This window comes from Comamonas terrae (genome assembly GCF_001544075.1).
Classification (GTDB): Bacteria; Pseudomonadota; Gammaproteobacteria; order Burkholderiales; family Burkholderiaceae_C; genus Comamonas; species Comamonas terrae.
In genome coordinates, this window is sequence record NZ_BCNT01000005.1 from 170,154 (window position 1) to 192,098 (window position 21,945).

Annotated in this window: 16 protein-coding genes; 6 read left to right on the forward strand and 10 right to left on the reverse strand. The window is 67.8% G+C overall.

What is annotated here, in order from left to right:
• Positions 1-141 precede the first annotated feature (141 nt).
• Together Cte04_RS09250 and Cte04_RS09255 are read left to right on the forward strand one after the other, a co-directional pair.
• Positions 142-3,291: a CusA/CzcA family heavy metal efflux RND transporter gene (locus Cte04_RS09250; protein WP_066475751.1), complete on the forward strand. Its 3,150-nt coding sequence runs from the start codon at positions 142-144 to the stop codon at positions 3,289-3,291.
• 191 nt (positions 3,292-3,482) lie between these two features.
• Positions 3,483-3,833, forward strand: a complete 351-nt coding sequence (locus Cte04_RS09255) for a DUF4148 domain-containing protein (protein WP_066475753.1) — start codon at positions 3,483-3,485, stop codon at positions 3,831-3,833.
• Between the two features lie 10 nt (positions 3,834-3,843).
• Here Cte04_RS09255 and Cte04_RS09260 read toward each other — a convergent pair whose 3' ends face one another.
• From Cte04_RS09260 to purU, 5 genes are all read right to left on the reverse strand, one after another.
• A complete protein-coding gene (locus Cte04_RS09260) occupies positions 3,844-4,266 on the reverse strand; it encodes a DNA-binding protein (RefSeq protein ID WP_066475756.1) in 423 nt (140 codons plus the stop codon).
• 443 nt (positions 4,267-4,709) lie between these two features.
• Positions 4,710-6,245 (reverse strand): FAD-linked oxidase C-terminal domain-containing protein, encoded by a 1,536-nt coding sequence (locus Cte04_RS09265; RefSeq protein ID WP_066475757.1) that lies wholly within the window; start codon positions 6,243-6,245, stop codon positions 4,710-4,712.
• A gap of 145 nt (positions 6,246-6,390) precedes the next feature.
• A complete protein-coding gene (locus Cte04_RS09270) occupies positions 6,391-7,527 on the reverse strand; it encodes an ABC transporter substrate-binding protein (RefSeq protein WP_066475758.1) in 1,137 nt (378 codons plus the stop codon).
• A gap of 243 nt (positions 7,528-7,770) precedes the next feature.
• A complete protein-coding gene (locus tag Cte04_RS09275; RefSeq protein ID WP_066475760.1) occupies positions 7,771-8,697 on the reverse strand; it encodes a LysR substrate-binding domain-containing protein in 927 nt (308 codons plus the stop codon).
• A gap of 31 nt (positions 8,698-8,728) precedes the next feature.
• Positions 8,729-9,577, reverse strand: coding sequence for a formyltetrahydrofolate deformylase (gene purU, locus Cte04_RS09280; RefSeq protein WP_066475762.1), 849 nt, complete (start codon positions 9,575-9,577; stop codon positions 8,729-8,731).
• Between the two features lie 51 nt (positions 9,578-9,628).
• Between purU and Cte04_RS09285 the strand changes: the two genes are divergently transcribed.
• On the forward strand, positions 9,629-12,322 hold the full coding sequence (locus Cte04_RS09285) for a sensor domain-containing protein (protein WP_066475765.1): 2,694 nt from the start codon (positions 9,629-9,631) through the stop codon (positions 12,320-12,322).
• Positions 12,323-12,374: 52 nt separating this feature from the next.
• On the opposite strand, the gene Cte04_RS09290 is transcribed toward Cte04_RS09285, so the two are convergent.
• The gene (locus Cte04_RS09290; protein WP_066475768.1) at positions 12,375-13,313 is read right to left on the reverse strand and encodes a ChaN family lipoprotein; all 939 of its coding nucleotides are present in this window, start codon (positions 13,311-13,313) and stop codon (positions 12,375-12,377) included.
• A gap of 151 nt (positions 13,314-13,464) precedes the next feature.
• Here Cte04_RS09290 and Cte04_RS09295 point away from each other — a divergent pair, with 151 nt between their 5' ends.
• The gene (locus tag Cte04_RS09295) at positions 13,465-14,574 is read left to right on the forward strand and encodes an AbrB family protein (protein WP_157081911.1); all 1,110 of its coding nucleotides are present in this window, start codon (positions 13,465-13,467) and stop codon (positions 14,572-14,574) included.
• On the opposite strand, the gene Cte04_RS09300 is transcribed toward Cte04_RS09295, so the two are convergent.
• The 4 genes from Cte04_RS09300 to Cte04_RS09315 all read right to left on the reverse strand — a co-directional run bounded on the left by Cte04_RS09300 (position 14,571) and on the right by Cte04_RS09315 (position 19,679).
• The gene (locus Cte04_RS09300; RefSeq protein ID WP_066476182.1) at positions 14,571-16,691 is read right to left on the reverse strand and encodes a c-type cytochrome; all 2,121 of its coding nucleotides are present in this window, start codon (positions 16,689-16,691) and stop codon (positions 14,571-14,573) included. The genes Cte04_RS09295 and Cte04_RS09300 overlap by 4 nt on opposite strands.
• Positions 16,692-17,212: 521 nt before the next feature.
• Complete coding sequence (locus Cte04_RS09305) at positions 17,213-17,506, reverse strand: BTH_I0359 family protein (RefSeq protein WP_066475770.1); 294 nt, start codon at positions 17,504-17,506, stop codon at positions 17,213-17,215.
• A gap of 222 nt (positions 17,507-17,728) precedes the next feature.
• Positions 17,729-18,862 (reverse strand): DUF3108 domain-containing protein, encoded by a 1,134-nt coding sequence (locus tag Cte04_RS09310; RefSeq protein WP_066475771.1) that lies wholly within the window; start codon positions 18,860-18,862, stop codon positions 17,729-17,731.
• 25 nt (positions 18,863-18,887) lie between these two features.
• Positions 18,888-19,679 carry an IclR family transcriptional regulator gene (locus Cte04_RS09315; RefSeq protein WP_066475772.1) on the reverse strand — a complete coding sequence of 264 codons (792 nt, stop codon included), beginning with the start codon at positions 19,677-19,679 and terminating at the stop codon, positions 18,888-18,890.
• 132 nt (positions 19,680-19,811) lie between these two features.
• Here Cte04_RS09315 and Cte04_RS09320 point away from each other — a divergent pair, with 132 nt between their 5' ends.
• Positions 19,812-20,852: a fumarylacetoacetate hydrolase family protein gene (locus Cte04_RS09320; protein ID WP_066475773.1), complete on the forward strand. Its 1,041-nt coding sequence runs from the start codon at positions 19,812-19,814 to the stop codon at positions 20,850-20,852.
• A gap of 8 nt (positions 20,853-20,860) precedes the next feature.
• Positions 20,861-21,883: a TraB/GumN family protein gene (locus Cte04_RS09325; protein WP_083526583.1), complete on the forward strand. Its 1,023-nt coding sequence runs from the start codon at positions 20,861-20,863 to the stop codon at positions 21,881-21,883.
• The last annotated feature ends 62 nt before the right edge of the window (positions 21,884-21,945 follow it).

Sequence of the window (21,945 nt, forward strand, 5' to 3'; positions counted from 1 at the left end):
AGCCGCTTCGCGGCTTCCCCCCAGGGGGACGACGGCCCATGCTGCGGGGCGGCCCTTGCTGGCCGTCTCGGGTTTGGGCCATGCCTATTTCAGAACGCGTGTGCAAGGCGCGGAAATCGCTACTGCGGCTAGGAAAGAAACATGTTTGAACGCATCATCCGATTCGCCATCGAGCAGCGCTGGCTGGTGCTGCTGGCCGTGCTGGCCATGGCGGGGCTGGGCATCTTCAGCTACCAGCGCCTGGCCATCGACGCCGTGCCCGACATCACCAATGTCCAGGTGCAGATCAACACCCAGGCCAACGGCTATTCGCCGCTGGAGACCGAGCAGCGCGTGACCTATCCCCTGGAGACCGTGATGGCCGGCCTGCCCCATCTGGAGCAGACGCGATCGCTGTCGCGCTACGGCCTGTCCCAGGTCACCGTGGTGTTCAAGGACGGCACGGACATCTACTTCGCGCGCCAGCTGGTCAACGAGCGCATACAGCAGGCGAAGGGCAGCCTGCCCGCGGGCATCACGCCCACGCTGGGGCCCATCTCCACGGGCCTGGGCGAGATCTACCTGTGGACCGTGGAAGCCGAGGAGGGCGCGAAGAAGGCCGACGGCACGCCCTACACGCCCATGGACCTGCGCGAGATCCAGGACTGGGTCATCAAGCCCCAGCTGCGCAACGTGCCCGGCGTGACCGAGATCAACTCCATCGGCGGCTACGCCAAGGAATACCTGGTGGCCCCCTGGCCCGAGCGGCTGGCGGCCTACGGCTTCACGCTGGCCGACATCGTCACCGCGCTGCAGCGCAACAACACCAATGTGGGCGCCGGCTACATCGAGCGCCAGGGCGAGCAGTACCTGATACGCGCGCCGGGCCAGGTCGCGGGCATGGCCGACATCCGCGAGGTCATCGTCGGCAGCGCGCAGGGCCAGCCCATACGCATCCGCGACCTGGCCGAGGTCGGCCTGGGCCGCGAGCTGCGCACGGGCGCGGCCACCGACAACGGCCGCGAAGTGGTGCTGGGCACGGTGTTCATGCTGATCGGCGAGAACAGCCGCAGCGTCTCGCAGGCCGTGGATGCGCGCATGCGCGAGATCAACCGCAGCCTGCCGGCGGGCGTGCGGGCCATCACCGTCTACGATCGCACCAACCTCGTGGACAAGGCCATCGCCACCGTCAAGAAGAACCTGGTCGATGGCGCCACCCTGGTCGTGGTCATCCTGTTCCTCTTCCTGGGCAACCTGCGCGCGGCGCTGATCACGGCGCTCATCATTCCGCTGTCCATGCTGTTCACCTTCACGGGCATGGTGCATTGGCGCGTCAGCGCCAACCTCATGAGCCTGGGGGCGCTGGACTTCGGCATCATCATCGACGGCGCCGTGGTCATCGTGGAAAACTGCGTGCGCCGCCTGGCCCATGCGCAGGAGGCGCGCGGCCGCCTGCTCACGCGCAGCGAACGGCTGCACGAGGTCTTCGCCGCCGCGCGCGAGGCCCGCCGCCCGCTGCTGTTCGGCCAGCTCATCATCATGGTGGTCTACCTGCCCATCTTCGCGCTCACGGGCGTGGAAGGAAAGATGTTCCATCCGATGGCGCTGACCGTGGTCATCGCCCTGGCCGGCGCCATGCTGCTGTCCATCACCTTCATTCCCGCCGCCATCGCGCTCTTCATGGGCAGCAAGGTGGCCGAGAAGGAGAACCGCCTCATGGGATGGGCGCGCCGCGCCTATGCGCCCGTGCTGGCGCGCGTCATGGCCGCGCCCGCCGTGGTGCTGACGGCCGCCGGCGTGGCCGTGCTGCTCTCCCTGCTGCTGGCCTCGCGCCTGGGCAGCGAATTCGCGCCCAACCTCAACGAGGGCGATTTCGCCATCCAGGCCCTGCGCATTCCCGGCACCAGCCTCACGCAATCGCTGCAAATGCAGATGCAGATCGAGAGGGCGCTCAAGAAGGAGTTCCCCGAGATCGATCGCGTGTTTGCGCGCACGGGCACGGCCGAGATCGCCTCGGACCCCATGCCGCCCAACATCTCGGACGGCTACATCATGCTGAAAGACCGCAGCGCATGGCCCGATCCCGCACGCTCGCGCGACGACCTGCTGGCCGCCGTGCAGGCCGCCGTGGAGCGCATACCGGGCAACAACTACGAGTTCTCCCAGCCCATACAGCTGCGCTTCAACGAGCTGATCTCGGGCGTGCGCAGCGATGTGGCGGTGAAGATCTTCGGCGACGACATGGGCGTGCTCGAAAAGAGCGCCCAGGCGGTGGCCGGCATGCTGCAGCAGATCCAGGGGGCCTCCGAGGTCAAGGTCGAGCAGACCACGGGCCTGCCCATGCTCACCGTGCACATCGACCGCGAGAAGGCATCGCGCTACGGCCTGAACATGGGCGATGTGCAGGACACCATCGCCACGGCGCTGGGCGGCAGCGAGGCCGGCACGGTGTTCGAGGGCGACCGGCGCTTCGACATCCAGGTGCGCCTGCCCGAGGAGGTGCGCAACGACATGGAGGCGCTGGGCCGGCTGCCCATCGCCCTGCCGCGCGGCGCCGACGGACGCATGGGCTTTGTGCCGCTGTCGGCCGTGGCCCGCTTCGAGACCGCGCCCGGCCCCAACCAGGTCAGCCGCGAGGACGGCAAGCGCCGCATCGTGGTCAGCGCCAACGTGCGCGGCCGCGACATGGGCTCCTTCGTGGGCGAGGCCCAGCAGCGCCTGCAAGCCCTGCAGCTGCCGCCCGGCTACTGGACGCGCTGGGGCGGCACCTTCGAGAACCTGGAGTCCGCGCGCCAGCGCCTGCAGATCGTGGTGCCCGTGGCGCTGCTGCTCGTCTTCGTGCTGCTGTTCGCCATGTTCGGCAATGTGCGCGACGGGCTCATCGTCTTCACCGGCATCCCGTTCGCGCTCACGGGCGGCATCCTGGCGCTGTGGCTGCGCGGCATTCCGCTGTCGATCTCGGCGGCCGTGGGCTTCATCGCGCTGTCGGGCGTGGCCGTGCTCAACGGCCTGGTGATGATTGCCTGCATACGCTCGCTGCGCGAAGCCGGGCGCAGCGTGCCCGAGGCGGTGACCGAAGGCGCGCTCACGCGCCTGCGTCCCGTGCTGATGACGGCCCTGGTGGCCTCGCTGGGCTTCGTGCCCATGGCCATCGCCACGGGCACGGGGGCCGAGGTGCAGCGCCCCCTGGCCACGGTGGTGATCGGCGGCATCCTCTCGTCCACCATGCTCACGCTGCTGGTGCTGCCGCTGCTGTACCGGCTGGTGCACCGCAACGACCCGTCGGCGGGCGGCGAACCGGCAGCCGCATAGCCGTCTTCACGTTGCCTCGTCCAAAGCCGGAGCCTTGAACAGGGCCCCGGCTTTTTTGTGGACCGTACGTGGATGACAGCAATGTCACGGTCTTGTGGGCGTGCTGTCGGAGCCCGGTTCCTACAGTGGATGCATCTTTCCGCAACGCTGGAAAGAGAGCCCCTTCCACCACTTCTGAAAGGAACCAGACCATGACGCAACGCCGCTTCTTTCCCGCTTCCCTGATGGCTGGCCTGGCCGCATCGGCGGCAATCATCCTGCCCGGCGCCGCCATGGCCGGCAGCTACTGGCATCCGGCCAACAACGAATCCGGGGTCACCACGCATCCCGACCATTTCCGCAGCAGCAAGACGCGCGCCCAGGTGCTGGCGGAGGCCGAGACCGCCGTGCGCCAGGGCGGCGCGTCGCGCTTCAACGCCAGCGTCTATCCGGCCGATGCACCGCAGGCCGCCGGCGGCAGATCGCGCCAGGAAGTGATCGGCGAACTGCTCGACGAAACGCCGGCGCAGCGCGAGGCGCGCCAGCGTGCCTTTGGCGGCTGAGCCTGGCCTTCTAGGATTGGGCCGCGCGCTCGGCCTCTTCGGCCGCATGGGCGCGCGCAATGGCCAATATGACGTCGCGCGCCAGGCGCCGCTTGGGCACGGGCAGGCGCAGATAGAGGTCGAACAGCTCGCGGTCCTCGTAACCCAGGGAAACGCTCCAGGGCGCGGGCTGCTCGCGGGTCCGGGGCACCTCGGCGGGGTCCCAGGCCAGTTCATGCGCAGGCACTTGCAGCCATTCGGCCAGAGTGGCCAGCTTGCGGTGGCCGGGAACGGTTTCGCCCAGCAGCCAGCGGCGTACGCCGTGCAGCGTCATGGGCTTGCCCCAGTAACGGCTGTTGAACTCGCGCTCCAGGACCGAAGGCTTGGCCTCGTAGCCTGCCGCCTCCATTGCCTCGCGTAACTTTTGCGCAAACCGCTGCTTTGCATTCTGCATGCGGCTGCAACTTATAAAAATGCCGGATGCCGAGCGTAACTTCTATTTGAAGTTACATTAATGATTGACTTTCGGTTAAGTTAAAAAGTTACATCATGGCTAGCCCGCGCGTTGGGCTGGCCGAAGGCGAGGAGGCTGGACAATGGGCTTGAATCGCGATGAGCAGGCGCCCGCGCACTGCGACCCCGGGACCCATGCCGCGGCATGGGTCAGGGCCGGGGAAGCAAGGATTCCACGACCGTTGACCCGGGCACAGATCGAGACCATCCGTGCCAACGTGAAATATTTGAAGGCCTTGCGTGAACAGGAGCGAGCTTGCGAGGGCGCCGCAGGGGGGCGCATGCCAACCTCGGCCGGTGATTCGCCAGATGATTCGGCCGCGACCGCGCCTGAAGCGCCCGGCACCCCTTCCGTGCCAGGCATTGCCAAGGCGTGACGCGGGCTCAGAACCTGGGCAGGTCGGGGTGGCTGATCTGTCCGCTGCGCACCAGCATCTTGCCGTACTCGGCACAGCGGTTGAGCGTGGGGATCACCTTGCCGGGATTGAGCAGCGACAGCGGATCGAATGCGGCCTTGAGCGCGAACATCTGCTGGTTCTCGGCCGTGGTGAACTGGGTGCACATGGAGTTGAGCTTTTCCACGCCCACGCCATGCTCGCCGGTCACGGTGCCGCCCATGGCCACGCTGGTTTCCAGGATGTCGGCGCCGAACAGCTCGCAGCGGTGCAGCTCGTCGGGATCGTTGGCATCGAACAGGATCAGCGGATGCAGGTTGCCGTCGCCCGCATGGAAGACATTGGCGCAGCGCAGGCCGTATTTCTTCTCCATCTGCTGGATGGCCAGCAGGATGTCGGCCAGGCGCTTGCGCGGAATGGTCGAATCCATGCACATGTAGTCGGGGCTGATGCGGCCGCTGGCCGGAAAGGCGTTCTTGCGCCCGCTCCAGAAGCGCAGCCGCTCTTCCTCGCTTTCGCTCACGGCGATGGCCGTGGCGCCGGCCGCGCGCAGCACTTCGCTCATGCGTGCGATTTCCTCCTCCACTTCTTCCGGCGTGCCGTCGGATTCGCACAGCAGGATGGCTTCGGCCGTGAGGTCGTAGCCGGCCTTGACGAAGTCCTCGACGGCGGCGGTCATGGGCTTGTCCATCATTTCCAGGCCGGCGGGAATGATGCCGGCCGCGATCACGGCGGCCACGGCGTCGCCGGCTTTGCGCACATCGTCGAAGCTGGCCATGATGCAGCGTGCCAGCATGGGCTTGGGGATGAGCTTGACGGTGACTTCGGTGGCCACGGCCAGCATGCCCTCGCTGCCGATGACGGTGGCCAGCAGATCGAAACCCGGCGTGTCCAGCGCATCGGAGCCGAACTCCACGGGCTCGCCTTCGATGGTGAAGCCCCTGACCTTGAGCACGTTGTGCACCGTCAGGCCGTACTTGAGGCAGTGCACGCCGCCCGAGTTCTCGGCCACGTTGCCGCCGATGGTGCAGGCGATCTGGCTGCTGGGGTCGGGCGCGTAGTACAGGCCGTGGGGTGCGGCGGCCTCGCTGATGGCCAGGTTGCGCACGCCGCACTGCACCAGGGCCGTGCGGCTGTACGGGTCGACCTTGAGGATCCTGTTGAACTTGGCCAGCGACAGCGTCACCCCCATGGGGTGGGGCATGGCGCCGCCCGACAGGCCGGTGCCCGCGCCACGCGCGATCACGGGCACCTGGATGGAATGGCAGGCCTTGAGCACGGCCTGCACCTGGCTCTCGGTCTCGGGCAGGCAGACCACGAGCGGGCGCTGGCGGTAGGCCGTGAGGCCGTCGCATTCATAGGGCGTGGTGTCCTCGGTCTGGTAGAGCAGCGCATGCGCGGGCACATGGGGGCGCAGCGCATCGAGCACCTGGGCCTGGCGGCGGGCGCGTTCGGTAGCAGCCGGCTGGCGGCGGGCGGCATCGGCGGCGGCCGACGGATCGGAAAGAGAGCTGGCGGGCATCATGCCCCGACTGTAGAGGAAGGATGCCGGCTGCGGCGTGAGTTTTCTTGCAGCCGCATGTGAAAAGCGCTGAAGCTGCCTGTTTTCTAGTGTCTAAAACAATAGCTGTCCGCGCTTGCCGTGCAATGGTTTGAGGCTGATTTGATGCTTAATCTATGAAATGGCCCTGCTGGTTCAGCATGGCCAGCCCCACATAGTTGGAGCCCTGGTGGCGGCCGCTGGCAAAGCGGATGTTCATGGGGCCGTAGTGCATCTCGCCCAGGCTGTCGAGCGCCGCAGCCAGCGAGGCGCGCGTGACGCCGCTGCCGGCCTTGCGCAGGCCGTCCACCAGCGTGCGCACATTCAGATAGACCTCCATGCCCATGTACGAGGCGCTGTGCTTGCCCGCGGCACCCAGCAGCTGCTGGTAGTCCTTGGACACGGCCAGCGCCGTGCGCCAGGGGCTGGGCACCAGCGTGGTGAAGATCACGCCGCGCGTGTGTTCGCCCAGGCCCTTGACCACGCCCTGGTGGGCCTGGGCGGCCAGGTTGTAGAACTGCACGCCCACCTGGGCCTGGCGCGCTGCGGTGATCAGGCCCACGGTGGCCGGCGCGCCGGCCAGCACGATCACGCCCTGCAGCTGCGGCTGGCGGGCCAGCTGTGCGGCAGCCGCAGCTGCATTGCCACCCGAGGGCTCCAGCGCGATCTCGGACAGCGGCTGCAGGCTGTGCGAGCCCAGCACGGCGCGGGCCGTCTCCAGGCTGTTCTGGCCGAAGCTGTCCTGCTGGTAGGCGACGGTGATGCGGTTCTGGCCCAGGGTCTGCATCTGCTGCACCATGGCCGAGATTTCGCTCAGGGTGCTGGCGCGCAGCAGATAGGTGTAGCGGCCCTGCGGCTGGCGCACGGGACCGGTGCCGGCCAGCGCGCCGACCAGCGGAATCTGGGCCTCCTGCAGCACCGGCTGCATGGCGCCGCAGCTGGCCGAGCCCCAGCAGCTGAGCAGGGCCACGGCGCCGCCCTGGATCAGCTGGCGCGCATTGCCGGCCGCGCGCTGGGGCTCGTAGCCGTCATCGAGCACCTTGAGCTGCAGCGGCCGGCCGCCGATACCGCCCTGGCGGTTGACGGCATCCACATAGGCCTGCATGACGGCCTGGCCCTCCCTGCCCGCATCGGCCTGGACGCCGGACAGCGGCAGGCTGGCGCCGATGACGATGGGCTGTTCCTCGGCCTGCAGCGGTGCAGGCCCGGCGGCCCACAACGGCAATGCCAGCAACAGAGCCTTCAGATGGCCTTTTCGCTTGTGCATGGTTCTCCCCCTCCCGAATGGACTGTTTTCTTGGGTTGTGGGGCGCATGATGGCCAGCGGGCGCAAGTCGTTGAAGAGGGCCAGCGCTGCAGTGTCCGCACGGCGCGACGTTACATAGTTTTGACCGGCAGCCATGCAGCGGCCTTGATGCAGCGCAGCCGGGCGGCCACGGCACTGTGCTGGAAAAGGGCAGAGGGCAACTGCGGGTTGCCGGCGGTGGCAAAAGCCGGCAGAGGGGCGGTGTCAGGAGTTCATGGCCTTGCGCAGCCATTCGGCAAAGGCCGCGCATTCCCAGCGGTCCATGGTGCCGGTCTCCCAGCACAGGTAGTGGGCATGGGGGCTGGGCGCATCGAGGTCGAACAGGCGCACCAGCGAGCCGTTCTCGAGCCACGGCAGGCCCAGCTTGTGGCGGATCAGCGCCACGCCCATGCTGGCCGCGGCGGCGTCGCACATCAGGCCCACGTCGTTGAACTGCGAGCCTTCGCCGGGCTCGGGCCAGGACAGGCCGGCGGCCGCGAACCAGGTGCGCCACGGGTCCAGCGGGCTGCGCAGCAGCGGCTGGCCTTCCAGGTCCTCGGGGCGCTCGAACGGGCCGTTCTCGCGCAGAAAGGCCGGCGAGGCCAGCGGTGTGACGGTGTCGCGCGCCAGCTCGATATGCTCCACGTCGGCATAGTGGCCGGTGCCGAAGCGCACCATGAGGTCGGCGTCCTCGGCGATCACGTCCAGCAGCGGAATGGACACCTGCAGCGCGATGTCGATCTCCGGATAGGCCTCGGTGAACTGGCGCAGGCGCGGGATCAGGATGGAGCGGGCGAACGTGGGCGTGACCGCGAGCTTGAGCCGCCGGCGCCCGGGGGCGGCAGCGGTGCCGGGAAAACGCTGCAGCGCGCCCAGGCCTTCGCGCACATGGGCCAGGTAGGCGATGCCGTCGGTGGTCAGCGAGAAATCGGCACGGCCGAACAGGCGCGTGCCCAGCAACTGCTCGAGCTGCTTGACGCGGTGACTGACGGCGCTGGGCGTGACGCACAGCTCTTCGGCCGTCTGGGTGACCGAGCGCAGCCGGGCCAGGGCTTCGAAGGTCAGCAGGCACTGTATGGGCGGAATGCGCCGCGCGCTGCCGCTGTGGAGGGCGGCGGCGCTGCCGGTCACGGTACTGGTGATCGTCACCATGGCGTCGCGGCAGGCTATGCCCGGGCCCGCTTCAACGGAAGACCACGGTCTTGTGGCCGTTGAGGATCACGCGGCGCTCGCTGTGCCACTTCACGGCGCGGGCCAGCACCTGGCTCTCGGTGTCGCGGCCGCGGGCGGTCAGGGTCTCGACGGTGTCGGTATGGTCGGCGCGGGCCACGTCCTGCTCGATGATGGGGCCTTCGTCCAGGTCGGCCGTCACATAGTGGGCCGTGGCGCCGATCAGCTTCACGCCGCGGTCGTGGGCCTGGTAGTAGGGCTTGGCGCCCTTGAAGCTGGGCAGGAAGCTGTGGTGGATGTTGATGGCGCGGCCCGAAAGCTTGGCGCACAGGTCGTTGGAGAGCACCTGCATGTAGCGGGCCAGCACCACCAGCTCGGCGCCTTCGGCCTCGACGATCTCGTACTGCCGTGCTTCGGCCTGGGCCTTGGTGGCGGCCGTCACCGGGATGTGGTGGAACGGGATGTTGTAGCTGGCGGCCAGCTGGTAGAACTCGCGGTGGTTGCTGATGATGGCGCGGATGTCGATGGGCAGCAGGCCGGTCTTCCAGCGGAACAGCAGGTCGTTGAGGCAGTGGCCTTCCTTGCTGACCATGATCACGGTCTTCATGCGCTCGTCCTGGGGATGCAGGTTCCACTGCATCTGGTAGCGGCCTGCGAGTTCGGCGACCGCGCCCTTGAGCGTGGCCACGTCGGTGCCGGGGCAGGCGAACTGCACGCGCATGAAGAACAGGCCGGTGGCCGGGTCGTTGTACTGGGCGGCTTCCTCGATGTTGCCGCCTTGCTCCAGCAAAAAGCCCGACACGGCATGTACCAGTCCGAGTCGGTCGGGGCAGGAAAGGGTCAGAATATAGGCTTGGGTCATAGCTGGGCGATTGTCGCAGCAAGGGCAGGACCCTGCGGACAAAGGAAATACATGAAAAGCGAGGGAGGTCATTCCCACATCAGGCCCTGGATGCTGGTGGCCCTTTACGTGTGTGCGGGGATGACATGGCTGGGGGCCCAGGCGTGGGTGCTGGCCTATTTTGGCGTGTCCGCCCATCAGCGGTCGGCCCGCTGGCAGATAGCCTTGTTTGCCGCTTGGCTGCTGATCACGGCCCTGATCGGCGCCTGGCTGCTGGTGCGCAAGCGCAGCGCCGAGGGCGTGCGCCAGGAAACCGCCCAGGAACTGGCCCTGGTGGCGCGCCATGCGCCGGCCGGCATTGCGCGGGTGCGCTTCGATGGCGCCGAGATCGTCTGGGCCAATGCGCGCCTGGCCGGCTGGCTGGGGCGCAGCGCGGATTCGCTGCAGGGCGAGAACTTCCGGCTGCTGGTGCCGGCCGACGACCCGCAGGAGGTGAAGCGGCAGATGGCCAGCCTGGTCGCCGGCGAGTGCGACCATTTCCAGATGCTGCGCCGCTGCGTGAACGTGCTCACGGAAAAGGTGACGCCCGTGCTGTGCACGGCCAGCCGCATGCGGGCCGCCGACGGCGAAGGGCCGCTGGCCCTGGTGTGCGTGCTGCAGGACCTGACCGAGGTGCTGGCCGCCCGGCAGGCGCTGGAGCGCAGCGAGACCACGCTGCGCCTGGCGCTGGAAGGCAGCGGCAACGGCGTCTGGGAGTGGGATGGCGCGGCCCGGCATTTCCATTTCTCCAAGGGCGTGGCCCGCATGCTGCGCTACCGCGGCAGCGACCTGGTGCGTGATTTCGATTTCTTCTCCCGCCTGCATCCCGAGGACCGCAGGCCCGCCCGCTCCATGCTCCGGAGCGCGCTGCGGCAAAGCCGCGAAATCGTGCTGACGGCGCGTCTGCTGTGCTTCGACTCCGTCTACCGCTGGTTCAAGGTGCACGGCCAGAGCCGCGTGGATGCCGAAGGGCGCTTGCAGCGCCTGTCGGGCCTGCTGGCCGACCAGACCGCCAGCCGCGATGCCGAGGAGCGCCAGCGTCTGGCGGCGGCCGTGGTGGACAACACCATCGAGGGCGTGGTGGTGACTGATGCGCAAAGCCGCATTCTTTCGGCCAACCGCTCGTTCACCCGGCTGATGGGCTATGCCGAGGAGGAGATCCTGGGCCAGACGCCGCGCATGTTCAAGTCCGGCCTGCACGGCAAGGCGTTCTATGAAAACATGTGGGCCAGCATGCGGGCCACGGGGCACTGGCAGGGCGAGATCTGGAACCGGCGCAAGAGCGGCGAGGTGTTTCTGGAGCGCATGTCGCTGAGCGCGGTCAAGGATGCAGCGGGCACGGTCACGCATTACGTATGCATGTTCACCGACATCTCCAGCGACAAGGCGCGCGAGCGGCAGCTGGAGTTCCTGTCGCAGAGCGACGTGCTCACGGGCCTGCCCAACCGCGCGAAATTCGAGGGGCTGCTCGGCGAGGCCGTGGAGCAGGCGCGTGCAACGCAGGACGGCATGGCCGTGATGCTGCTCAACATCGACCGCTTCAAGGACGTGAACGACAGCTATGGCCACGCGGTCGGGGACATGGTGCTCAAGCATGTGGCGCAGCAGGTGCAGGGCGCGCTGCGCCATGGGGACATGCTGGGCCGCCTGGCCGGAGACGAACTGGCCGTGGTCTGCCCGGGGCTCAACGGCCGCGAGGAGGCGATTGCCGTGGCCGAGCACCTGATACGCGCCGCGGCCCGGCCCTGGACTTCGCCGGACGGCCTGTCCGTGGTCGTGGGTCTGAGCGTGGGCATCAGCCTGTATCCCGAGCATGCGCTCGATACCGAGGAGCTGATGCGTGATGCCCATGCGGCCGTCTACGGCGCCAAGGCCCGCGGCTCGGGCACCTGGTGCTTCTTCAGCGAAGGCATGACGCAGGCCGCCCGCGAGCGGCTGGCACTGGAGGCGCGGCTGCGCCGCGCGCTGGATCTGGGCCATCTGTGCCTGTACTACCAGCCGCAGCTGGAGCTGGCCACGGGCCGCCTGATCGGTGCCGAGGCCCTGCTGCGCTGGCTGGACCCCGACGAAGGGTTGATCTCTCCGGCGCGCTTCATCCCCGTGGCCGAGAGCTCCAGCCTCATCGGGCCGCTGGGCCTGTGGGTGCTGCAGGAGGCCTGCCGCCAGGGCCAGCAGTGGCGCAGCGCCGGCCTGCCGGCACTGACCATTGCCGTCAATGTCTCGTTGCACCAGCTGCTGCTCACCGATCTGGCCGGCGCGACCCAGCAGGTGCTGGCGCAGACCGGCTATCCCGCCCAGCAGCTGGAGCTGGAGATCACCGAAAGCGCGCTGGCCGAGCATCCCGAAGAGGGCCTGCAGGTGCTCAACCGCCTGCGCGAACTGGGCGTGCACCTGGCCATTGACGACTTCGGCACCGGCTATTCGTCGCTGGCCCACCTCAAGCGCTTTCCGCTGGACCTGCTCAAGATCGACCAGAGCTTCATCCGCGACATTCCGCACAGTGCCGACGACATGGCCATCAGCAGCTCGGTCATCGCGCTGGGCCATGCCATGGGCCTCAAGGTGCTGGCCGAAGGCGTGGAAAACCGCGAGCAGCTGGAGTTCCTGCGCCAGAAGGGCTGTGACTTCTTCCAGGGGTATTTCTGCAGCCGGCCCCTGCCGGCGCAGGACTTCACGCGCCTGCTCGAAAAAGTGGGCAAGGGGGCGCGGCTGATCGAGACAGCCTGAAACGGGGGCTGGCTGCCGCAAACGGCAGGGCAGCGGGAGCCCTGCGTTTCTCTCAGGGCTTGCCGGCTTGCACTGCCGGGCGCTGCCATTGCGCGCGCAGCTGGGCGCAATGATCCGCGCCCGGGGCGGCGGGCAGCACCTGCCACCAGTCCGGGGCAAACTGCAAGACTCCTTGCTCCGCCGGGGCGCGCGCGACGGCCACCTTGTACGGCAGGTCAGCGCCCAGCCAGGTGGGTACGCCGACATCGGCGCGCGAATGCCCGCGCCCCGAGACCAGCAGCACGCTCTGGCCGTCACGCCGCAGCCGGGCTGCGGCGACCCGCACGGTTTGCGCCATGCTTTCGTCGCGGGCCAGCTGTATGCGGGCCATGGGCGTCCACTGCGCCTCGGGCAGCAGGCCGCAGTGGCCGTCGCGGATGGCCTCGCGCTGCAGCTGCCAGCCCGCGGCAGGCAGGTGCGCGTCGAAGCGGGCGTCCCCCATGGCGGCCTGCATGCGCTCGCGCGGCAGATTGCCGCCGAGCACGGGCACGCCGGCCTGCACGGCCGCCATTACCACCCCGCGGTAGCGCTGCCATGCCCAGTCCTTTTCCTGCCAGCGCAGGGCCTGCCGGACCTGGGCCTCGCCGGCATCGCGCGCCAGGCCCTCGGTGCTGCCGCCTGCGGGCGCCATCTCCAGCACCACGGCCGCCAGGCGCTGGAGCCGGGACAGTTCGCCGATGGTGGCCGCCTGCCATTGCTGGTGCGCCGCCGCGTCATGCTGCTCGCCGAGCAGGATCACGGGCGTGCCGGCCCATTGCCGCAGCTGGAGATTCCAGTCCGATGCGCTGGTGAATGCTTCAAGAGGGGGCGCGGCCGGCGATGCCGGAGCCGTTGCCTGCTGGGCGCAGCCGCCCAGGGCCAGCAGGACTGCCATTGCGGCGGTTCTGGCCTGGGCGGTCAGGGAAGAATTTGCGGGCCGGCGCGCCGGGGCCTGCGGGGAAGATGTCCACATAAAGCTGGTCCTATCGTGAAAGACGGGGCATGGCTTCGTACCTGTAGAAATCGCACCGGCTTTGCCCACCGAAAAATGCCGCGATACTTGTGCGGCTTCGCTCGCTGCGAGCGAGGTTTCCATTGTCGCGCCTTGTCTTACCCCGCCGCGCATGCCTGCCTTTTCCCTGCCTTCCCCTGTCTTCGTTGCCCGCGTGGCCGCCACGCTGCTGCTGGCCTGGCTGGCCGCCCGGCTGTGCCTCTGGCTGCACACGCCGCTGCCGTGGATGCTGGGGCCGCTGATTGCGACCTCGCTGGCGTCCATTGCGGGAGCGCCCACGCAGAGCTGGGCCAAGCTGCGCAACATCGGGCAGTGGACCATCGGCGCAGCCCTGGGCCTTTATTTCACGCCGCCGGTCACAGAGCTGGTGGCCAGCCTCTGGTGGGCGATTGCACTGGCCATTGCCTGGGCCCTGCTGCTGGGCTGGGGCTTTGGCGCCTGGCTGTACCGCGTGCAGGCACCGTCCATGCTCGGGCAGCCCGGCATGGACGAGGCAAGAATGCGCGCCACCACGTATTTCGCAGGCTCCATCGGTGCGGCTTCGGAGATGACCCTGCTGGCCGAGCGCGAACATGCGCGCACCGACCTGGTGGCCGCCAGCCACAGCCTGCGGCTGGTGATCGTGACGGTGACGATTCCGTTCGCCCTGCAGTATGCAGGGTTGGCGGGCCTGCATGGCACGGCCGGGCTGGCGCTGCCGGCCGTGCGCAATGTGCAGTGGCCGGGCTTTGCCGCCCTGGTGCTGCTCACGGGCCTGGGTGCGCTGGCCATGGTCAGGCTCGGGCGCGCCAATCCGTGGTTCCTGGGAGCGCTGCTGGTTTCCATGCTGCTGACCATGGCGGACCTGGAATTGTCGGCCGTGCCCCAGGGCCTGATGAACGCGGCGCAGCTGGTGATCGGCGTCAGCCTGGGCGTGCGCTTCAAGCGTGAATTCCTGCATACGGCACCGCGCTGGCTGGCCATGGTGGCGCTGGGCACCGTGGGGCTGATGGCGGTATGTGCCGCTTTTGCCTGGGCCCTGCATGCGGCCACCGGCCTGCCCTGGGTGACGCTGCTGCTGGGCACTTCGCCGGGCGGCATCACCGAAATGGCCATCACCGCCAAGGTGCTGCAGCTGGGCGTGCCGGTGGTCACGGCGTTTCAGGTCTGCCGCCTGATTGCCGTGCTGCTGCTGGTGGCGCCGCTGTACCGCTGGCTGCGCCAGCGGTCCGGCAGGTCCTAGTACCGCGCGTCGGCGGGCTTGCTGTCCCTGGGCCAGTCCTTGACCTTGGCGGCAAAGTCGGGGCGCGGCTGGTGGCTGAAGTATTCGGCCACGTCCACGGCTTCCTGGTCGCTGAGGCCGCCCTGACCCAGCGGGAACTTGCTGTGCATCGCGATCGGCATGTTGCGCTTGACGAAGGCTGCCGCCGTGTAGGTGCGGGCCATGCCGGCGCCGATGTTGAAGGATTCGTCGCCCCACAGCGGCGGGTAGACCCACTGACCCCTGGCGTTCTTCACGCCTTCGCCGTCGCCGCCGTGGCACAGCGCGCACTGGGCTTCATAGATCTTCTTGCCGTTGTCGCGGTTGGGGACGATGGCCTGGCTGACCTTGCCCACGCCGCGGCCCTCGACCTTGTCCTCGGGCTTGGTTTCGCGGCGCATCCAGTCGAACAGCGCGACCATGGACTTCATCTCCTCGGAATCCAGCGGCAGCGGCTTGCCGTTCATCGACCGCAGGAAGCAGCCGTTGATGCGGTCTTCCAGCGTGATGGTGCGGCCCGCACGCGGCGCGTAGCTGGGGAAGAAGGCCGAGATGCCGATATAGGGCGAGCCGTCGGCCACGGTGCCGGCGTTCAGGTGGCAGCTTGCGCAGTTGAGGGCATTGCCCACGTTGCGGGGCAGCAGGTCGCGCGTCTCGATGTTCAGGCGTGCGCCGTAGACCAGTTGCCTGGCATTGGGCTCCTCGAGCATGGCTGCCAGGCGCGGCGTCTCGAAAGGACGCGAGTGGTCGGCCTGGGCCTTGAGCTGCTTGCGCTGGCTCGCCACATCCCCGGCCTTGACTTCGGGCGCGTTCTTGCGGCCCCAGCTGCGGCGCGTGAAGTTCAGGATGTCTGCAATCTCCTGGTCGCCGAGCTGCGCGAACGCCGGCATGGTCAGCGCCCGGGAATGGCTTTGCGTGACCGGCGTGGTCCAGCCGGTCAGCATGATATGGATCAGCGTGCTGGGGTTGTCCGACAGCAGCGAGCGGTTGCCTTCGAGCGAGGGAAAGACGTCCCTGACGCCGCCGCCATCCGAACGGTGGCAGTCCGCGCAGAACTGCAGATAGCCCAGGCCGCCGCGGCTGGTGTAGAGGTCGGCCGGCACGTCGTAGTGCGCGGCTTCGGCGCCGGCCGTGGCGCGCGCGGGAATGGCAATGCGCGGCGCCGGGCCCTGCGCCACCTGCATGGGCAGGTCGCCGGAACCGGCAGGCAGGGATTTGAGATAGGTGCCGATGGCCAGCAGATCGGCATCGCTCATGTACTGGGTGCTGTGCTGCACCACGTCCACCATGTTGCCGGAGACGATGCCATGCCTGTTGCGGCCGGTCTTGAGCAGCTCGGCCGTTTCCTCGGGGGTCCAGAGATTGCGCAGGCTCAGGGCACGCCAGCCTTCCACGGTCTCGCCGGCCAGGAAGAACCGGCCCTTGCTGCCCTCGCCGGACATGGTCTTTTCCTGGAAACCCACGCCGCGCGGCGTATGGCAGGCGCCGCAGTGGCCCAGGCCCTGCACCAGGTAGGCGCCGCGGTTCCATTCGGCGCTCTGGGCGGGCTGGGGCTGGAAGGGCGTGTCGTCCAGGAACAGCCAGTTCCACAGCGACAGGCCCCAGCGCTGGTTGAAGGGAAAGCCGATTTCCGATGCCCGGTTGGGCGCCGCCACCGCTTCCACGCCATGCATCAGATAGGCATAGAGCGCCTGCATGTCCTCCTGTGTCATCTTGGCATAGGAAGGGTAGGGCATTGCCGGGTACAGATTGCGGCCGTCCGCGGCCACGCCCTTGCGCATGGCGCGGTCGAACTGCGCAAAGCTGTAGCCGCCCAGGCCCGTGGCCTTGTCCGGCGTGATGTTGGTGGAATAGAGCTTGCCGAACGGCGTTTCCAAAGCCAGCCCACCTGCCATGGGCTTGGATTTTTCGCCCGTATGGCAGGCCACGCAGTCGCCCAGGCGCGCGATATAGCGGCCGCGCTCCACCAGCGTGCGCTGCTCGGCCGTCAGGTCGGCCGCATAGTTGGCGGGCAGGTCGTCGATGATCTGGGGCGTGTCGGGGGCTGCCGGGCTGTTCGCGGCCAGCGTGTGCGCCTCCTGTACCGTGGCCGATGCCATGTGCCAGAAGACGACCAGTGCGGCGGTGACCGGCCAGATGCTGTATTTCAACGTGTTCTTCATATTCCTTCCCGGATGCCGTGATTCATGGGTGCGCTTCCATAAAGGAATTCTGGATTTGTTCCTTGCGCGTGGGGAATATGAACGTTGATATGGGTCAATGAACCCCGGGAAGGAGTAGGTCGGTAATCCGGATGTTTTTATGTCGCTTGTCGTCGGCGCATTCGGATGTTGTGCATATCATTGTTTTTAAAAGAAAAAATTCAATGATTCCTGAATTCATGAGTCATGTTGCTGTTCGCTGCAACAGAAATGCTTTTCAGTTTTTTTGATTTTTCTGGATGGCTTGGGGTAAACGGAAAATAAATCTGCCGGAGTGAATTGCCAGGGCAATTTTCATTTAATGTGGCGTTAATGATTCTGCGGAAAAAATGCAATGCCTTGCGCCGCGGGCTGGTGCCATGAAAAAAGGGAACGTGCTTTTGCCACGTTCCCCTGGTGGAGACGGAAGGCTGCCGGCGTCAGTGCACGATCACCGGCTGCTGGGCCAGGCCCGCATAGCGATCCAGCGTGTCCTCGACTTCTTCCTCGGTCGGCGCATCCTGCTGCCAGGCCAGGATCTGCTTCTGGAACAGTTCTGCCCAGGAGCCGTCCAGATAGACCTCCTTGCCCGAACGCTTGTCCACGATCTCGAAACCGTGGCGCGGCAGTTGCGGGATGGCGTTCTTTTCCGCAGTGCCGGCCGTTTCTTCGTCTTCCATGTCGGGACGTAGATGGAGCACCACAAAAGATTCGGAGTCGTAAAGCATTTGCATGGTGTTCCCCCTTTCTGAGCCGTGTTGCGGGTGTGTTCTCCATGGAGATGGAGGTCCGGTGCCGCGTTTCAAGACCGAAACGCCTACCCGGGCACCTGAGCACAGTATTTCACGGATTGGACCTCTCGGCCATGAATCCGTGTCGGCGGGGCCACGCGATGCCGCGAAGCTGCCGGCTATGCCGGATGTAGGCGGCGCGGAACGCGCCCGTGCTGTTTGCCGCTACTGCGGCTCGTAGCGCTTGAGCCGCAGGTCCACATAGTCGTTCTGGCCCTGGTTCAGGCGGATGCGCACGGGCAGGTACTGCATGGACGGCGCCAGCCACAGCGCGCCCTGCTGTTCGCTGTTGCCCTGCGTGTCGGGCAGCTTGTCCAGCCGCAAGGCCTCGACGGAGCCGGCCGGCAGGTCCAGGGTTTCGCTGGGGCCGACGGCAAAGCGCCAGCGTGCGGCGGCGCGCGCACTGCTGGTGGTCAGCTCGATTACCGTGCCCTGGGGGTAGCGGCCGGGGGCGGCCGCCAGCAGGGCCGACAGTTGCAGAAAAACGCTGAGCCGATCCTGCACGCCGTCGGCAATGGCGGCCTCGGGCGTGCCGTCGCTGAAGCTGGCCTTGCCCTGGGCCACGTCGAAATGGGCTGTCTGGGTCTTGCGGCCCCGGTCGGTAAAGCTCAGCGGCTGCAGGCCGCGAGGGGTGACCAGCCCCTGGCTGGTCTGGGAGCGCTCGCCCATCAGGAACATGCTGATGGACTGCCTGGCCTGGTAGTACTGGCCGTCGTGCGACCATTGCAGTTCGGCGCCGGCCGAGTACTGGAAGCCCTTGACCTGCCCTTTGGCATCGAACTCCAGCGTGGCCGGCCCGGGCAGGGCCACGGGCAGTTCCGTGCCTGGCGGCAGTGGCGCGGCGCCCGCCGGCGTGACCCGCAGACCCTGGGCCGTGCCTTGCCGGTCGGCGGGTGGGGACGGTGGCGTTTCCGGTGGGGCGGGCGTCTCGGCCGGCGCCGGGCTGCCAGTGGCCTGCGCTTCGTTATCGGGAGCGGCTGGCGCTTGTGCCACCTGGGTTTGCTCCGGATCCGGTACTGATTCCTGCACGGGCTCCGGCGAAGGCACGGGTGCCGGCCGCGGGGCTGGCGGTTGCGGCCGGGGCTTGGGGGCTGGCGGGCGTGCCGGCCTGGGGGGCGGCATGGGAGGGGCCGGGGGCGCAGGCGGTTGCGCCTGTACCGTGCGGGTCTGCATGACCACGGTTTCCCGGCCCTGGATGTCCGGCCTGCCTTCCAGGGCCGGCAGGCCCCAGAGCACCACTGCATGGGCGGAGACGACCATGCCGGTAATGGGAATCAGGGCTTTGCGGGCGCCGACCATGGGAGCGATTTCATCCTTGTCGGTTTCAGGCCTGGGCCGCGCTGCCCCAGCCCAGGTCCAGCGACAGCTGGCGGGCCGCAGCCTGCAGCGGCACATCGATGGCTCCACCATAGTCGGGATCGAAAGTAGCCACCGAGCCCAGGGTCATCAGCCCCAGCACCAGATGGCCGGATGCGTCGAAGACCGGCGCGCAGAACGCCACGATGCCGGGCAGCACGGTATCGACCACGCGTGCCGTGCCGCGCTGGCGCACCTCGGCCAGCATGGCTTCCACGGCCTGGAGCGTCAGCGGCAGATCCTGGCGGTTGGCCTTGCGCGCGCGCTCCAGCTCGGGTTCCATCAGCGGCTGGGTCATCTCGCGCGGCAGCCAGGCGGCAAAGCAGCGGCCCGTGGCCGAGGCCAGCATGGGCATGACATCGCCCAGGCTCAGGTTGGCCGTCACCGCCTCGGCGCATTCCTCCCAGTGCACGATGGTCGGTCCGTGGTTGCCCCAGACGGCAATGGCCACCGTATGGTTGATCTCTTCCATCAGCGCCGGCATGCGCTCGCGCGCCAGCCGCACCGGATCGAGGCGCGACAGTGCGGCCAGCCCCATCTTGAGCGCAGCCGGCCCCAGGTCGTAGCGCGAGCTGCGCTCATCCTGGGCGACCAGGCCGATGCGCTGGAAACTCACCAGATAGCGGTGCGCCTTGGCGGCACTCATGCCGGCGTCCGACGCGAGATCCCTGAGCATGAGCGGGCCACGTGCGCGCGCCAGGGCTTCGACTAGGGAGAAACCCACCTCTACCGATTGAATGCCTGCCCGTTCCTTGTCCATTGCAATAGAATTCGTGTTTTGTTTAGTTAAATCAATTTAACCAATCGTAATTCAGGTGGCCGCATCGGGCAGCCGGCGAAGCCTTTCGCCGGGCAGCTGCAGAGACGGCGGTCTGGATGCGGGGGAGTGTCGATGAAACTGGCCACCTACAAAGATGGTTCTCGTGACGGTCAACTGGTCGTGGTTTCCCGCGATCTGAGCCAAGCGCATTATGCGACCGGCATTGCAAGCCGCATGCAGCAGGTCCTGGACGACTGGAGCTATATGGCGCCCCAGCTGCAGGACCTGTACCACCAGCTCAACACGGGCAAGGCGCCCCATGCCTTCCCCTTCGATCCCCAGCAGTGCATGGCGCCGCTGCCGCGCGCCTACCAGTGGGCCGATGGCTCGGCCTACATCAACCATGTGGAACTGGTGCGCAAGGCGCGCAATTCCGAGGTGCCCGCCACCTTCTACACCGACCCGCTGATGTACCAGGGCGGCAGTGACGACTTCATCGGTCCCTGCGACGATGTGGTCGTGCCCAGCACGGCCATGGGCATCGATTTCGAGGCCGAGATCGCCGTGGTCACGGGCGACGTGCCCATGGGCTCCACACCCGAGCAGGCGCTGGGCGGCATCCGCCTGGTCATGCTGGCCAACGACGTGAGCCTGCGCAACCTGATCCCCCCCGAGCTGGCCAAGGGCTTCGGTTTCTTCCAGTCCAAGCCCGCCACGGCCTTCAGCCCCGTGGCAGTGACGCTGGACGAGCTGGGCGATGCCTGGAAGGGCGGCCGCCTGCACCTGACGCTGCAGTCGACCTGGAACGGCCGCAAGGTCGGCATGTGCGACGCGGGCGAGGAGATGACTTTCCATTTCGGCCAGCTGATCGCCCACATCTGCAAGACGCGCAATGTGCGTGCCGGCTCCATCGTGGGCAGCGGCACGGTCAGCAACAAGGGCGTGGAAACCGGCACCGGCAAGAACAAGCGCATGGAATGGCCCAAGGGCTACAGCTGCATCGCCGAAAAGCGCTGCATCGAGACCATCCAGGACGGCGCGCCCAAGACCGAATACATGCAGTATGGCGACACCATCCGCATCGAGATGAAGGGCAAGGACGGCCAGAGCATCTTCGGCGCCATCGACCAGAGCATCGCGGCCCCGGGCGGCAGCGGAACCGACGCCGCTTGAGCCCCCTGATGCGCCTGCCGTTGCGCCGGCTCCGCGCAGTCGCAACGGCTGCGGTCCTGCTGGCGCTATGGGCCGCTCCGTCGATGGCGGCCCCGGCGGACGCCGCTTCTGCGGCGCCGCCGGCATCTGCCTCGGCCGCCGCTTGTCCGCCTCAAGCGCGGCTGCCTGCGCCCGCCGAGCTGCAAACGCTTGCGCGCCAGGCCCGCAATCACGGGCTGCTGTGGCGCGTGCGGCGCGACGGCCGCACCAGCTGGCTGTACGGCACCATCCATGTGGGCAGGCTGGAATGGCTGATGCCCGGACCCGCGGTCGTGCAGGCCGTGAAGGCGGCAGACAGCCTGGCGCTGGAGCTCGATCTCACCGATCCGGCAGTCCTGCAGCAGCTGGGCGAGGGCTTGCGCGAGCGTCCCGGTGCCGCCGCCCTGCCCACGGCGCTTGCGCAGCGCCTAGCGCGGCAGCGCAAGGCAGCCTGTGCGGATGACAGCGTGGCCGCGATGCGGCCCGAGGCGCAGTTGATGGCGCTGCAGGCCCTGGTCGGCCGCGCGCGCGGCCTGGACCCCTCCTATGGCGTCGATCTGGTGCTGGCCGGCACGGCGCGCTACATGGGCAAGCCGGTGGTCGGCCTGGAAACGCCGGCCCTCCAGCTGCGCGAACTGTTTTCCGACGATCCCGCCGCCATCGAAAAATCCCTGGCCGACGGGCTGGGCCAGCTCGAGAGCGGCCAGTCCCTGGCCATGATGGAAACGCTGGCCGCGCTGTGGGAAAAGGGCGATGCGGACAAGCTGGCCCGCTTTCCGTCCTGGTGCGGCTGCCTGGAGACTGAAAGCGAGCGCGCGGAATACCGGCGCATCGTCGAAGGCCGCAATCCCGGCATGGCCGAAGGCATCGACGCCCTGATGGCCCAGGGCAAGACCGTCTTTGCCGCCGTGGGCGCGCTGCACCTGATCGGCCCCCGGGGGGTGCCGGCGCTGCTGGCCGCGCGGGGCTATGAGGTGGAGCGCGTGCGCTGGCCCGGCGGCGACGCCCGCTGAAGGAGCGGCGACGCAGTTCAGGGAACCAGGCAGCACCGGCCTCAAACGTATGCGCGGCAAGT